Origin of the sequence: Winogradskyella aurantiaca (assembly GCF_003362725.1) — a bacterium.
GTDB classification, from domain to species: domain Bacteria; phylum Bacteroidota; class Bacteroidia; order Flavobacteriales; family Flavobacteriaceae; genus Winogradskyella_A; species Winogradskyella_A aurantiaca.
The window spans coordinates 1-14,142 of sequence record NZ_QKTV01000009.1 but is presented as its reverse complement, the minus strand read 5'-3'; the positions used below and the strand labels follow the sequence as shown (position 1 = coordinate 14,142).

11 protein-coding genes, 2 tRNA genes and 1 rRNA gene are annotated in these 14,142 nt (G+C 37.6%); 3 read left to right on the top strand and 11 right to left on the bottom strand.

Annotation, left to right across the window (positions count from 1 at the left end):
- Positions 1 to 143 precede the first annotated feature (143 nt).
- Together gldJ and DN064_RS13320 are read left to right on the top strand one after the other, a co-directional pair.
- Entirely contained in the window at positions 144 to 1,823 is a 1,680-nt protein-coding gene (gldJ, locus tag DN064_RS13325; RefSeq protein ID WP_198659449.1) for a gliding motility lipoprotein GldJ, read from the top strand.
- A gap of 70 nt (positions 1,824 to 1,893) precedes the next feature.
- Positions 1,894 to 3,180: a UDP-N-acetylmuramoyl-tripeptide--D-alanyl-D-alanine ligase gene (locus tag DN064_RS13320; RefSeq protein WP_115463161.1), complete on the top strand. Its 1,287-nt coding sequence runs from the start codon at positions 1,894 to 1,896 to the stop codon at positions 3,178 to 3,180.
- A gap of 49 nt (positions 3,181 to 3,229) precedes the next feature.
- Here the strand turns inward: DN064_RS13320 and DN064_RS13315 are convergent.
- From DN064_RS13315 to DN064_RS13280, 8 genes are all read right to left on the bottom strand, one after another.
- Positions 3,230 to 3,304, bottom strand: a tRNA-Val gene (locus tag DN064_RS13315).
- Positions 3,305 to 3,339: 35 nt separating this feature from the next.
- Positions 3,340 to 3,414: transfer RNA gene (locus DN064_RS13310), tRNA-Val, on the bottom strand.
- A 61-nt stretch (positions 3,415 to 3,475) separates the two neighbouring features.
- Positions 3,476 to 4,651: a bifunctional folylpolyglutamate synthase/dihydrofolate synthase gene (locus DN064_RS13305; protein ID WP_317047374.1), complete on the bottom strand. Its 1,176-nt coding sequence runs from the start codon at positions 4,649 to 4,651 to the stop codon at positions 3,476 to 3,478.
- Between the two features lie 47 nt (positions 4,652 to 4,698).
- Positions 4,699 to 5,547 carry an energy transducer TonB gene (locus DN064_RS13300; RefSeq protein WP_115463159.1) on the bottom strand — a complete coding sequence of 283 codons (849 nt, stop codon included), beginning with the start codon at positions 5,545 to 5,547 and terminating at the stop codon, positions 4,699 to 4,701.
- A gap of 3 nt (positions 5,548 to 5,550) precedes the next feature.
- Entirely contained in the window at positions 5,551 to 5,943 is a 393-nt protein-coding gene (locus tag DN064_RS13295) for an ExbD/TolR family protein (RefSeq protein ID WP_115463158.1), read from the bottom strand.
- A complete protein-coding gene (locus DN064_RS13290; protein WP_115463157.1) occupies positions 5,943 to 6,638 on the bottom strand; it encodes a MotA/TolQ/ExbB proton channel family protein in 696 nt (231 codons plus the stop codon). Before DN064_RS13290 ends, DN064_RS13295 begins: the two co-directional genes overlap by 1 nt.
- 68 nt (positions 6,639 to 6,706) lie before the next feature.
- Entirely contained in the window at positions 6,707 to 8,098 is a 1,392-nt protein-coding gene (gene nhaD / locus DN064_RS13285; RefSeq protein ID WP_115463156.1) for a sodium:proton antiporter NhaD, read from the bottom strand.
- 115 nt (positions 8,099 to 8,213) lie between these two features.
- Positions 8,214 to 9,287, bottom strand: a complete 1,074-nt coding sequence (locus tag DN064_RS13280) for an anhydro-N-acetylmuramic acid kinase (protein ID WP_115463282.1) — start codon at positions 9,285 to 9,287, stop codon at positions 8,214 to 8,216.
- An 89-nt stretch (positions 9,288 to 9,376) separates the two neighbouring features.
- Here DN064_RS13280 and DN064_RS13275 point away from each other — a divergent pair, with 89 nt between their 5' ends.
- On the top strand, positions 9,377 to 10,519 hold the full coding sequence (locus tag DN064_RS13275; RefSeq protein WP_115463155.1) for an acyl-CoA dehydrogenase: 1,143 nt from the start codon (positions 9,377 to 9,379) through the stop codon (positions 10,517 to 10,519).
- A gap of 46 nt (positions 10,520 to 10,565) precedes the next feature.
- On the opposite strand, the gene DN064_RS13270 is transcribed toward DN064_RS13275, so the two are convergent.
- The 3 genes from DN064_RS13270 to rrf form a co-directional block, all read right to left on the bottom strand.
- Positions 10,566 to 11,759 carry an acetate/propionate family kinase gene (locus DN064_RS13270; RefSeq protein ID WP_115463154.1) on the bottom strand — a complete coding sequence of 398 codons (1,194 nt, stop codon included), beginning with the start codon at positions 11,757 to 11,759 and terminating at the stop codon, positions 10,566 to 10,568.
- A gap of 3 nt (positions 11,760 to 11,762) precedes the next feature.
- Positions 11,763 to 13,862, bottom strand: coding sequence for a phosphate acetyltransferase (gene pta, locus DN064_RS13265; protein ID WP_115463153.1), 2,100 nt, complete (start codon positions 13,860 to 13,862; stop codon positions 11,763 to 11,765).
- Positions 13,863 to 14,032: 170 nt separating this feature from the next.
- Positions 14,033 to 14,140, bottom strand: a 5S ribosomal RNA gene (gene rrf, locus DN064_RS13260).
- Between the last annotated feature and the right edge of the window lie 2 nt (positions 14,141 to 14,142).

Below are 14,142 nucleotides of genomic sequence, written 5' to 3'. Positions count from 1 at the left end.
ATGAAATGTGCAAAAATCCGATATTATGCATAAAAAAACGGATGAAATACACTATTTTTTGCAATTTCACACAAAAAAAAGTTGGAGGTTTAGGTTTAATTACTATATTGCACACCTAAAATTTAACGAGCTTACTTAATCTTATGGATATGAAAACTGTATTTAACCTTAGATTTATAACGCTGATAGCCCTCTCAGCGGTCGCATTCAGTTGCGGTAGATCCTCAAACGGAAACATTGATAGCGCTACAGGGTGGCAGATCAATAATAGAAATGGAGGATTTCAATATAATACCAATTATAAGGAGCAAGAAACTCCTCCAGGGACAGCCTTTATAGAAGGTGGAACTTTTACAATGGGTAAGGTTCAAGATGATCCTATGCACGATTGGAATAATACTCCTACCCAACAACACATCCAATCCTTTTACATGGATGAACATGAGGTGACCAACCAGAATTACTTAATGTACTTAGATTATTTAAAAACAGTATATCCTCCAGAGGATCCTAATTATGCCAATATTTATAAAGGAGCATTACCAGACACTCTAGTTTGGAGAAATCGATTGGGATACAATGAGATGATGACTGAAAATTATTTGCGTCATCCTGCCTACGGAGATTACCCTGTTGTAGGTGTGAGTTGGATTCAAGCAGTTGAATACGCTCAATGGAGATCAAACAGAGTAGCAGAAATGTCATTACAGAATGCTGGTTATCTTAAAAGAGATTCTCAATACACAGATCTCAATGCTGAAAGTACCTTTGACATTGATACTTATGTAAATGCCCCTAATCAAGTATATGGAGGTAACGAAGAAGTACTTCAAGGCGGAAAAAGACGTCAGCAAACCGATGCCGATGGTAATCCAATCAATGTTTATGCAGGACTTGAAAGTGGTTTGATTACTGTTAAATATAGGTTACCTACTGAAGCTGAATGGGAATATGCCGCTCTTGGATTAAGTGAATTAAGAGATTACAATGTCTACAGAGGACGTAAAAAATACCCTTGGGATGGTCAATACACAAGATCAGGAAAGCGTGTAAATCGCGGTGACCAATTGGCCAACTTCAAACAAGGTAAGGGTGACTATGGTGGAATTGCAGGATGGTCTGACGATGGTGCAGATATCACTGCAGCTGTGATGACTTATGCACCAAACGATCATGGTTTATATGATATGGCTGGTAACGTTGCAGAATGGGTTGCCGATGTTTACAGACCAATTGTTGACGATGAATTTAACGACTTTAACTACTACCGTGGGAATGTATACACCAAGAATTTATTGAATGATGATGGTTCTGTGAAAGTTGTAACTGCAACTGAAATTGTTTATGATACCTTAAGCAGTGGTCGTGTTATAGCCAGAGATTTACCTGGAGAAATAGCTACCGCGCCTGTAGGTGACTCTGAAACTTACTTAAGAACGAACTTCGATAGAAGTGACAATAGAAACTACCGCGATGGTGATAAAAATTCTTCTAGAGCTTATAGAGATAGTTTTGATGAAACTCCAATTGCGGATAATACCGACACAAAAGAAATGTATAACTCTCCAAGTCATAAAGTAGAACTAGACCCTGAAACCGGGGAACTTGTTAGATCTTTTGATGACTCTAACGGAAGAACCACCCTTATCAGTGATGAAGTAAGAGTATTCAAAGGTGGATCATGGAGAGATAGAGCTTACTGGTTAGACCCAGCACAGAGACGTTATTTCCCCCAGGATATGGCCACGGATTACATTGGCTTCAGATGTGCTGTATCTAGAGTAGGATCTAAATCATTGAACCCTACTAAACGAAGAAATTAGTCTAAATACAGTTTTAATTATATATCAAGAGTCCTGGTTATTTTGCCAGGACTTTTTTTATTTTCGTTTTATGACCACAGATGAATTATATCAATATTTCAAAGAGTGTTCGGGGGTATGCACAGACACTAGAAAAATTAAAGAAGGATGCTTATTTTTTGCTTTAAAGGGTCCTAACTTTAATGCAAATCAATTTGCACAAAAGGCTATAGAACTTGGTGCGAAATACGCAGTTATAGATGATGCCAATTACAGCAGTGATGGTACTATTTTGGTTGATGATGTTCTTGAGTGCTTGCAGGATCTCGCAAGACTTCATAGATCACAATTTACCTTTCCCATTATTGGATTAACAGGCAGTAATGGAAAGACCACAACAAAAGAATTGATTTACAGTGTGTTGGCTATTTCCAAGAAGGTGTCATGTACTCAGGGAAATCTCAACAATCATATCGGCGTCCCCTTAAGCATTTTATCCTTTGATCTGGATTTAGATTTTGGTATTGTAGAGATGGGAGCCAATCATCAGAAAGAGATAGAATTTTTATGCACTATATCCCAACCCGATTTTGGTCTTATTACCAATTTTGGAAAAGCACATTTGGAAGGATTTGGAGGCGAAGAAGGGGTTATTAAAGGAAAATCTGAATTGTATGATTATTTAAAATTAAATGGGAAGTATGCTTTCATAAATAATGACGATGAAAAACAACTTAAACAAATTGGAGATTACGCTAATGTCATAGGTTTTGGCAGTGCAATAGCCAATAATTTCAGGATTCAATTGGAGTCCGTGGATCCTTATGTAACCATTAGCTATAATGAAACGATCATAAATAGCCGATTAATTGGCGACTATAATTTTGGAAACATTGCAGTAGCAGTGGCCATTGGAGGGTATTTTAAACTATCCCTAGAATCAATAAAATCTGGTATTGAAGCATACGTACCCGATAACAACAGATCAGAAATTATAAGTCGTGGCAGTAATCAGATTATCATGGATGCCTATAATGCCAATCCAACAAGCATGATCGCCGCTCTTGTTAATTTTAATAAGCTAAATTCCAATAATAAGTTTTTATTCCTAGGAGATATGTTTGAATTGGGAGAAGATGCACAAAAAGAACATCAGGAAATCGTTGATTATGCTGAAAAGCATTTCAATACTAATGTCTATTTATTGGGAAATCATTTTTATAGTACGGTGACCGAGAGCGCGACTCAGAAATTTGAGTCTTTCAGTACGGCGATAGACACTTTAAAATCAATAAAACTCAAAAATGCGCAAGTATTGATCAAAGGATCCCGTGGCATGGCACTCGAACGTATTTTGGATTATCTAGACTTTGAATAGGTTGTAATCTATACGAAAAAAGTCCAAACATATGTTTGGACTTTTTTTGTGGGTCATACTGGATTCGAACCAGTGACTTCTACCCTGTCAAGGTAACACTCTGAACCAACTGAGTTAATGACCCTAAAAAATAAAAGTCCGTATTGCTACGGACTTTCGTGGGCGCGAAGGGATTCGAACCCCTGACCCCTTGGGTGTAAACCAAGTGCTCTGAACCAACTGAGCTACGCGCCCGATTATTGGACTGCAAATATAACCTAGTTTTTAATTCCTCAAAAACTTTTTTATAAAAATGTTAGACCACTTCTGCCACCACAAATGTACTGCCACCAATAAAGATCATATCTTCTTTATTAGCCTGTTTCTTAGCGGCCTTAAATGCCTTACTAACGGAGTCATAAGCAGTACCATTTAAACCTAATCTACTTGAGATTTCAATCAATGAATTAAGTGGTAAACCTCTGGCAATCTTAGGTTCACAAAAGTAATACTGAGCTTTTGCCGGAAAGAATGATAACAGCTCTTCAATGTTCTTGTCATTAACAAAACCAAGTACCAGATGTAGTTGGTTAAATGATTGATCATTGATCTGATGCACCACCTCCATAATTCCCTCCTTATTATGAGCTGTATCTGCAACTGTCAAAGGCTCGTTATTAAAAACCTGCCAACGTCCCATTAGGCCGGTATTCCTTTCAACATTGGTAAATCCGTCAGAAATATTTTTTGTATTGATTCTGTTAAATCTATTTCTGAGCTCTTGAAGCGCTACTAAGGCTGTCCTCAAATTTTTTTTCTGATAAATGCCCTTTAAATCACTGTTCGGTACTTCATTAAGGATTATATCTTCTGCAAAAATTATTTTAGCACCTTGTTCCTCTGCTTTTGCATTAAAAACCGGTTTGGTTTCTCCAACAGTTTCTCCAATGACTACAGGAATCCCAGCTTTAATTATACCTGCCTTTTCTGCGGCAATTTTCTCTAAGGTATCCCCTAAAAATTGCATATGATCATAGCCAATATTGGTTATAACAGCTAGCTCTGGTTCAATAATATTTGTAGAATCAAGTCGACCACCAAGCCCCACCTCAATAATCGCAATATCGACCTTCTCATCTCTAAAGTAGGTAAAGGCCATACCAACTGTCATTTCAAAAAATGACAAACTATTCGCTTCAAAAAACGATTTATTCTCTTCAACGAAGTTCACGACATAAGACTCTTCAATCATTTTACCGTTTATTCTAATGCGCTCTCTAAAATCTTTTAAATGGGGGGACGTGTATAAGCCAACCTTATAGCCAGCCTCCATTAAAACGGAGCATAGAATATGGCTGGTGGATCCCTTTCCATTGGTACCGCCAACATGGACCGATTTAAAATCAGACTCAGGATTTCCTAAATGTTTAGTGAGTAGAATTGTATTAGAGAGATCGGCTTTATAGGCTGTTTTTCCCTGCTTTTGATACATGGGTAGCTGATTGAACAACCAATTTATAGTCTCTTGATAAGACATTATTATTGAGAAACGTCAAAGTTGATACTTACAAAACCAACCTGTTCAGCTGGTGCCTTTGAATCTGCTGGCCATTTATGAGATAGCGCTATCTTTCTGGCTGGATCTATTAGACAGGGATGGGAATTTGTTGTTCCTTTAATTCCTGTCTCAGCACTTATCACCTGCCCATTTCGATTTACCTTAATTCTAACGACTACAATGCCGTACTCATTACAGTCTTGCTTAAATATCTGTTTCTGAGGTCTACCTCGACCATTGAGTCCATATCCCACTCCTCCTTTACCAGGTCCTGCTCCCCCAAAATAACTCGGAGCATATGGGTCGCCATTAAGCTGTCCCTTGTTGCCAGCACTGTTGTCAGGACCTTCACCACCCTCATCTGCACTTGTGGAATTTTTAACCCCACCTATTAGGTTATCCAGTTTTTTACGTTTCTCAGCCTCCTCCTGCAATCTCCGTTCTTCAGCTTCACGCTTTTCACGCTCAATACGCTCTGCTTCTGCCTTAGCCTTCGCCTCGGCCTCTTTCTGTTTTTTTATAGCAATGCTCTCAGCAGTTTCATTGGTAAGTACATCTTCCGCTTTAGGCATTTCCTGTACTTTTTGAGGTTCAGCAGGTTTGGGCTGTGATTGCTCAATAGGTTTTTTAACAGGTGCCTTGACGGGTTGTGCTTTTGGCTTAGAACCGCTGCCAACATTACTGGTTCCAAAATTAACAGCAACACCATACTCCAAAGGAGGATCCATATAAGGTGGTCCAACCACAAATAACAACAGTAATACTATAATCACTATAAGAGTGGTGATCTTAGCTGAATTTCGTTCGTGTTTGGTCTCCAAATACTTCATATACTAATTTGGTCGTACAGCAAGTATAACTTTGAATTTGTTCCTATTGGCAATATCCATAACCTTAACTACATTCTCAACAGGGACAGATTCCTCGGCCCTTAAAACAATGGTTGGTTGATCCTGTGACGATAAAGCATCTACAAGTTGACGCTCTAAAGAGGCGACACCAACACGTTTTTGATCAATATAATAAGTTAGATCCTTCTTAATACTTACTGAAACTGACCTTTTATTTTCAGTTTTTCCACTCGCTTTTGGAAGTATAATATCTATAGCGCTAGTAGTTACCAATGTAGAAGCCAGCATAAAAAATACGAGTAACAGGAATACAATATCTGTCATGGAAGACATATTAAATTCCGGAGTTACTTTATTTCTTCCTCGAATATTCATTAGATGGGCTCATTTAGATGGTCTAAAAACTCAACCGAGTTCGCTTCCATTTGATAAACAACCTTATTGGTTCTTACTACCAAATGATTGTAGGCTATGTAAGCCACAATTCCCACAATTAAACCACCAACAGTAGTAGTCATCGCTGTATACAATCCATCGGCCAGGAGTTTTATATCTATTTGACCTCCAGAATTGGCTATTTCAAAAATAGATAAGATCATCCCTATTACAGTTCCCAAGAAACCAATCATTGGGGCTGCACCTGAGATAGTTGCTAAAACGCTGACATTTTTCTCTAGTTCATATACCTCTAGTCGTCCGGCGTTTTCAATAGCGGTGTTTATATCATCCAAGGGTTTGCCAATGCGTGAAATTCCTTTACCAATGAGCCTCGACACTGGAGAATTAACTTGAGCACATAACAATTGTGCACTTTCAATTTTGCCATGACTAACATGATCTTTAATCTGATTCATAAAATTGGAGTCGACTTTCGAAGCTGCTTTTATCGTAAAAAGTCTCTCAAAATAGATATAAATGGCTACTACCATAAGGACAAATAAAATCCCAATGATAACTATTCCAGCGGTTCCTCCACTGCCTATAAGTTCAATAATGGAAAGTGTCTTTTCAACAGACTCTTCGCTATTTAGCGCTTGAACATCTTCCTGAAGCGTATTCAGTAATAACATATAATAAATTTGGGTTGTTTCTTTAAATTAACTTAATAACGTAAGAATAAATTCTTAAGTATATCAACTTAGAATATTGATCGTGTAACCATGAAGGCTACCGCCCCAGCCATAAAACCAACAAGGGCCAACCAGGATATTTTTCGCAGGTACCAAAAGAAGTCGATTTTTTCCATTCCCATGGCTACTACTCCAGCTGCAGATCCAATAATCAACATACTTCCACCTGTTCCAGCAGAGTAGGCGATAAAGTGCCAAAGCTCATTATCTAGAGGTTCAGAGAACATACCTAAACTTGCAGCGACCAGTGGTACATTATCAATTACTGCTGAGCCTACACCAAGCAATAATACCACCAAGTCAGATACCCCATTTGGATCTAACTCTGTACCCATCATTGGCATCGTTTCTTGTAAGGAATCTGCAAATCCAAATAAGATCCCTAACGATTCTAGTGCAGCTACTGCCATTAATATTCCAAGGAAAAACAGAATACTTGGCATTTCAATTCGTGACAAGGATCTATGTACAGGACTATGATGTTCGTGAGCAACACTTTGTCCTGAATCTACCTGAGACATTGTAAATCTTGAACTCGTATATATTTCAGCAAAAGTAGCCACAACACCCAATGACAGCATCATCCCCACGTATGGAGGTAAGTGCGTCAATACCTTAAAAATTGGAACGAAAACAATGGCGCCCAAACCAAGGAACAACATTGTTGAACTGTATTTATTTACAGATTTATTGTCTGATTCTACTAACTCGAGTTCCCCTCTAAATGGAGGTAAGAAAGAAGCAATTACAGATGGCACTACCATACAGAGAACAGAAGGAATAAATAGATAAACTATGAGATATTGGGTAGATACTTTATTGCCAATCCATAACATGGTTGTAGTAACGTCACCAATCGGTGACCATGCACCACCGGCATTGGCGGCGATAATTATTAATCCCGCATACCAGATTCTAATATCTCTATCCTTAACAATTTTCTGTAATATGGAAATTAGAACAATTGTGGCCGTAAGATTATCTATAATAGCAGAAAGAAAAAAGGCCAAAATAGAAAACAACCATAGTATTTTGCGTCTACTTTTGAACTTTACTGCGGCCTTAATGGTTGAGAATCCATCAAAATAATCTATGATTTCAACAATGGTCATGGCCCCTAATAGAAACACAAGTATTTCAGCAGTCTTTCCTAGGTGATGCAACAAGGTTTCTTCCATAAGGTGCATCTTATCTTCATGTCCTAAGGCCCCAAAGTTCTCTAATAGTGCATGCTCACCAGAATCAAACCAACGTGGAAAGGCATCAATACCAAGTGAGATTAGTGCCCAACTTATTGCCATCATGACCAACGCAGGTATTAGCTTGTCTATTTTAATACTGTGTTCCAAGGTAATGGCCAAATAGCCAGCAATAAATACTAATACAATAATGGTTTCCATATGGTTCTGATTAAGTTAGCCTTAGTTAGTGATAATTATGAATACGGAATAGAAGTTCTTCAATTCTTGTAAGCATTGTAGTTAAACAAATATAACAAACTCTTATTCTCATAGGTTAAGTAATCACTATTTTTGGTTCAATAATCCTCCCCGAAGAATGATCACGGCTTGCACCTGTAACAGAACTCAAACAATTGATCTCATTCCGGATTTTTAAGACACCAAGCAAGGCAAATATTAAAGCCTCCTTATATTCAATAATTTCCTTTTCTGGCAGGATAAAACTAGCTTGTGAGCCATTTCTAATTCGCTTCATTAAAAAGCTATTAAAGGCACCTCCTCCAGTTACAAGAACTGTAGTTCCAGGATCAATGGTGGATTTAACTTGAATAGCAATGTGTTCTACAAACGTTTTTAATACATCTTCAACTTTTAGATTATACGATCTAATTAATGGTAATACGACCGCATCAACCCATTCTTTACCCAAAGATTTAGGCCATGATTGTTTATAATATTCCAGATTATTAAGCTGTTCCAAGAGGGACTTATTTAAATTGCCGGATTCAGCTAATTGACCATCTTTATCATATTCCAATCCCATTTTATTAGCACAATAGTTGAGGACGATATTCACAGGACTTATATCGAAGGCATGTCGATCTGCATTGGATTGAAAAGATACATTACTGAAGCCGCCCAGGTTTAAACAGTAACCAAATTCACCAAAAAAGAGTTGATCACCTATGGGTACCAGCGGTGCCCCTTGCCCATTTAATTCGACATCCTGAACTCTAAAATCGCAGACGATCCTTTGGTTGACTAGGTCAGCCAATTCATCAAGATTGCCAATTTGATAGGTTAGCCCTTCATCAGGTAAATGTCTTGCGGTATGACCATGAGAAGCTATTAAATCAATATCTGAAATGTTATGTTGAGAAATGAAACTGATTATCTCTTTTGACAATAATCTTGTATAGTCTTGGTCAGTTAAGAGCAATTCTTTATCTGTTAAACTAATTAGATTCTCCAGTTTGCTTTTCCATTCTATGGAATAGGGCCGCGTTTCAGTGGCCAAAATTTTAAATTTCCATTCATCTTCCAGGCTAATTTCGCACCAAATAAAGTCAATTCCATCAAGAGATGTACCTGACATCACTCCAATAACTTTATACCTATTCTTTAACATATTATTAAAAATATAAATCATTATTGAAAATACCCTATTAAAGAGTTATCTTTGTCAACCTTTTTTAAAAAATCAATAATTTTTCAACAATGGAATTTAGCTTAACTGAAGAACATTTAATGATCAAAGAAGCGGCGAGAGATTTTGCAAGAACAGAACTTTTGCCTGGTGTAATTGAAAGAGATGAGAAACAAGTTTTCCCAGACGAACTAGTAAAGAAAATGGGAGAGCTAGGATTCATGGGAATCATGGTTGATCCAAAATATGGCGGTAGTGGTATGGATACCATATCATACGTACTTATTATGGAGGAATTATCTAAAATTGATGCCTCAGCATCTGTTATTGTTTCAGTGAATAATTCTTTGGTCTGTTATGGTCTTGAAAAATTTGGAACTGAAGAGCAAAAACAAAAATACCTGACCAAACTTGCTACAGGTGAAATGGTTGGAGCCTTCTGTTTAAGTGAGCCTGAAGCTGGTAGTGATGCTACCTCACAAAAGACTACGGCCATAGACATGGGAGACCATTATGTGATCAACGGCACTAAGAACTGGATTACAAACGGAGGTCGCTCTGATGTTTACCTTGTTATAGCTCAGACTGATCGTGAGAAGGGTCATAGAGGAATTAACTGCTTTATTGTTGAAAAAGGCACACCAGGATTTGATATTGGTCCAAAAGAAGATAAACTTGGCATTAGAGGAAGTGATACGCATACGCTTCAATTTAATGATGTAAAGGTGCCGAAAGAAAATAGAATTGGAGAAGATGGTTTTGGATTTAAGTTTGCCATGAAAACACTATCAGGTGGAAGAATTGGAATTGCCTCTCAAGCCCTTGGAATTGCTGCAGGTGCCTATGAATTGGCCTTAGAATACTCCAAAGTAAGGAAAGCATTTGGCACAGAAATCTGTAACCATCAGGCGATTGCTTTTAAATTAGCCGACATGTATACCGAAATTGAAGCTGCTCGTTTATTGGTAATGAAAGCCGCCTGGGAAAAAGACCAAGGTTTAAATCATGACATGTCTAGTGCCATGGCCAAATTATATGCTTCTAAAGTTGCCATGGAACAAACTGTTGAAGCTGTACAAATCCATGGAGGAAATGGTTTTGTGAAAGAATATCATGTAGAACGTCTAATGAGAGATGCTAAAATCACTCAGATATACGAAGGCACTTCGGAAATACAGAAAATTGTGATCTCTCGAGGAGTCATAAAAGGATAAAATCATTGAAAATGATCCTAAAAACCGAGATTATATCTCGGTTTTTTTATGCCCTTTGTTTAGATAGAGCATAAGTCTGTTTGGCAATCTCAAGCTCTTCATTAGTAGGTATGATGAGTATTTTGACGAGAGATCCCGGTCTATTAATTTCCAAAATTTCTTTCGTTCGTTCTATATTTTTAGAAGGGTCCAGTTCAATACCAAAATACTCTAGTCCTTCGCATACCAATTGACGGACTAAGGCTGAGTTCTCACCTATTCCGGCTGTAAAGACAATGGCATCCAATCCGTTCATTGCAGCAGTATAGGCACCTATATACTTTTTAATTCTATAAGATGTCATATCTAATGCCAGTTGGCATTGGAGGTTGCCTTTTTCAGCTTCTTCCTGAACATCTCTCATATCGCTAAACCCTGTTAGTCCAACTAAACCACTATTAGATTGTAATAAGGTATTAACATCATTAAGATTGTATTTTAAGACATTAACCAAATAGAAAATTAAAGAGTGATCGATATCACCCGATCTAGTTCCCATAATTAAACCATTAACCGGCGAGAATCCTAAACTATGATCTAAGCTTTTACCATTCTCAATGGCGGTCATACTACAGCCATTGCCAAGGTGAATCGTTATTATTTTGGAATTTGGTAATCCTAAATAGTTAATAGCCTGCTCAGACACGAACTTGTGACTGCTTCCGTGGAATCCATAAAGTCGAATATGCTGTTCTTCTAGAAACTTATTAGGAATGGCATATTTATAGGCCTTAGGTGGAATTGTTTGATGAAAAGCCGTATCAAAAACAGCGACCTGAAGAGCTTCTGGAAAAACAGATTCGGCAACTTTTATACCGTCCAAGTTTGCTGGATTGTGAAGAGGTGCCAGGTTAAATAACGATTTAATAGTCTTTTTAACCTCCTCAGTAATAACAGTGGTATTTTTAAAAGAAGAACCACCATGAACAACGCGATGTCCTACTGCCTTTATCTCATTTATGGAAGATACAACACCCATTTGATCATCTAACAATAGCTCAACCACATGCTTTAGGGCCTGGCCATGATCATTTATGCCTTTGCTATTTTCCAAAATATTAGTTCCGGATTTATGCTTGAATTTAGATTCGGCTAACCCAATACGCTCAACAAGACCTGAACACAGAACCATTTCATCTGGCATTGAAAATACCTGATACTTTAATGATGAGCTGCCAGAATTTAGTACTAATAACTTCATTTCTTAGCTTTTGTCTTGTGCCTGAATGGCTGTAATAATCACAGTGTTAAAAATGTCTTCAACGGTGCATCCACGAGATAGGTCATTAATAGGTTTATTTAAACCTTGTAACATTGGACCAATTGCCAATGCCCCGGTTTCTCTTTGTACCGCTTTATATGTATTATTTCCCGTATTTAAATCAGGAAATATTAACACACTTGCCTGACCGGCCACCTCGGAATCAGGTAACTTCTTTCTTCCAACCTCAGGATCAACTGCAGCATCATATTGAATAGGTCCTTCGACCTTAAGATCTGGTCTTTTGGACTTAACAATGGCCGTTGCTTCTTTTACAATTTCAACATCCGCTCCCTTTCCAGATACACCTGAAGAATAGGATAGCATAGCTATTTTGGCATCTATCCCAAATGCCATACTTGAATCTGCAGAGGCAATAGCAATATCTGATAGCTGTTCAGCGGTTGGGTTTGGGTTAATGGCACAATCCCCAAAAACAGAAACCCTATCTTCTAGACACATAAAAAAAACTGATGAAACTACAGAAAACCCAGGCTTCGTTTTAATAAACTGAAGTGCGGGCTTAATGGTATGTGCAGTGGTGTGAGCAGCCCCAGAAACCATACCATCGGCTAGCCCCTTATACACCATCATTGTACCAAAATAGGAAACATCAATCATCAAATCTTCAGCCATTGCTGGACTCAGACCTTTGTGCTTCCTCAGTTCATATAGCGTATTAGTAAAATCAGCGAAATGCTCGGATTCCTCAGGGTTAATGACGGGGGTTTTATTAAAATCAAAGGAAAGATTAAGCCTCTTTACTGAGGATTCAACTTTATCTTGTTCACCTAAAATAGTAATGTCAATAATATCTTGCTGCTGAAGTTTAGAAGCGGCGATTAAAATACGGTCATCACTTCCCTCTGGAAGTACAATGTGCTTTCGCTCTGCCTTGGCTCGTTGCACCAAATAATACTGAAACATTCTTGGGGTCATATCCTTACTAACCTCATAGGACTCCAAATGTGTCATTAACCCATTAACATCAACATTGGATTCAAATACATCAATTGATATTTTTATTTTTTCCTTATTCGTTGCGTAAATGTGAGATCTAACATTCACCAATTGCGATGCAATGTCGAAAGTGGCTTCATTTACAGATATAATCGGTATAATTTTATCAAGACCATCTATTAATTGTTCTACCGAATCCGACAGCTTCATACTTCCCGTTAATATAATTCCTGAAAGATTTGGGTAGTTGCTTGAAATATTAGCTTGCAAACTTCCCATAAGAATATCCTCTCGATCCGCTGGAGTCACAATAACGGCATCATCCGTTATGTGTTCTAAAAAGTGGCTCAATTGCATAGCACCAATTTTTATGTCACCCGTAGGTCGATCTAATAAGCCCTCGCCAAAAATCACATTCGCTTTTATAGCCTCTGATAATTCTTTCATGGTTGGATTCTTGAGTTTCTCATTAATTGGAATCGTATTCACCACTACAGACTCAGGTAGCATTTTAACTAACCTTGAATTGATTTCGCTCAAATGTTCTGGCATCGCCTTATTGGCAATTACAGCAATAACATTAACATCCTTTTCATCAAATGAGTCATAGGTCAATAGTAAATTATCAAGACTTCTCTCTATCGAATCATCAAATACATTTGAAATTAGAATTACAGGAATACCTAAGTTCTTAGCAATAAGAATATTCAAATCCAATTCAATTATAGAACCGAATTGCGAAAAGTCACTGCCTTCAACAATTACAAAATCATACTGATCCTCAATCCTTTTATATTTTTCAATGATGGTATTTAAAATGAGTTCTCGTTTATTACCGTTCCAAAATCGGATGAGATTTGACATGGTATATCCATAAGTATCCTCATAACGGGCATCAATTGAGAAATAAGAAAGTACCGTGTTAATATGATTGTCTTTTTTAGGGTCTACAGTGTCATCAATTACCGGACGAAAATACCCTACTTTAGGTTTATGCCTAAGTAATGAGTTCATAAGTCCAATTGTTAAAATAGATTTTCCGCTTTCTGCACTGTTTGAAGTAATATAGATAGCCTTATTCATAGTTTACTGTGTTGAATACCAAGCTTTAGAATATTTTTTACATCTGTTTAAAAGTAGCAGGAAGATAGCGATTTATCAAATCAGAATCACGGATAATACTTGAAGAATAATTCACTTAATATTAAAGTTAGGAGCAAAAAAAACCCTTACTGTTAAGTAAGGGTTTTCAAAAAAGGCGGCGACCTACTCTCCCACGAGTGCAGTACCATCGGCGCTAACGGGCTTAACTACTCTGTTCGGAATGGTAAGAGGTGAGCCCCGTCGCTATAACCACCTTAAG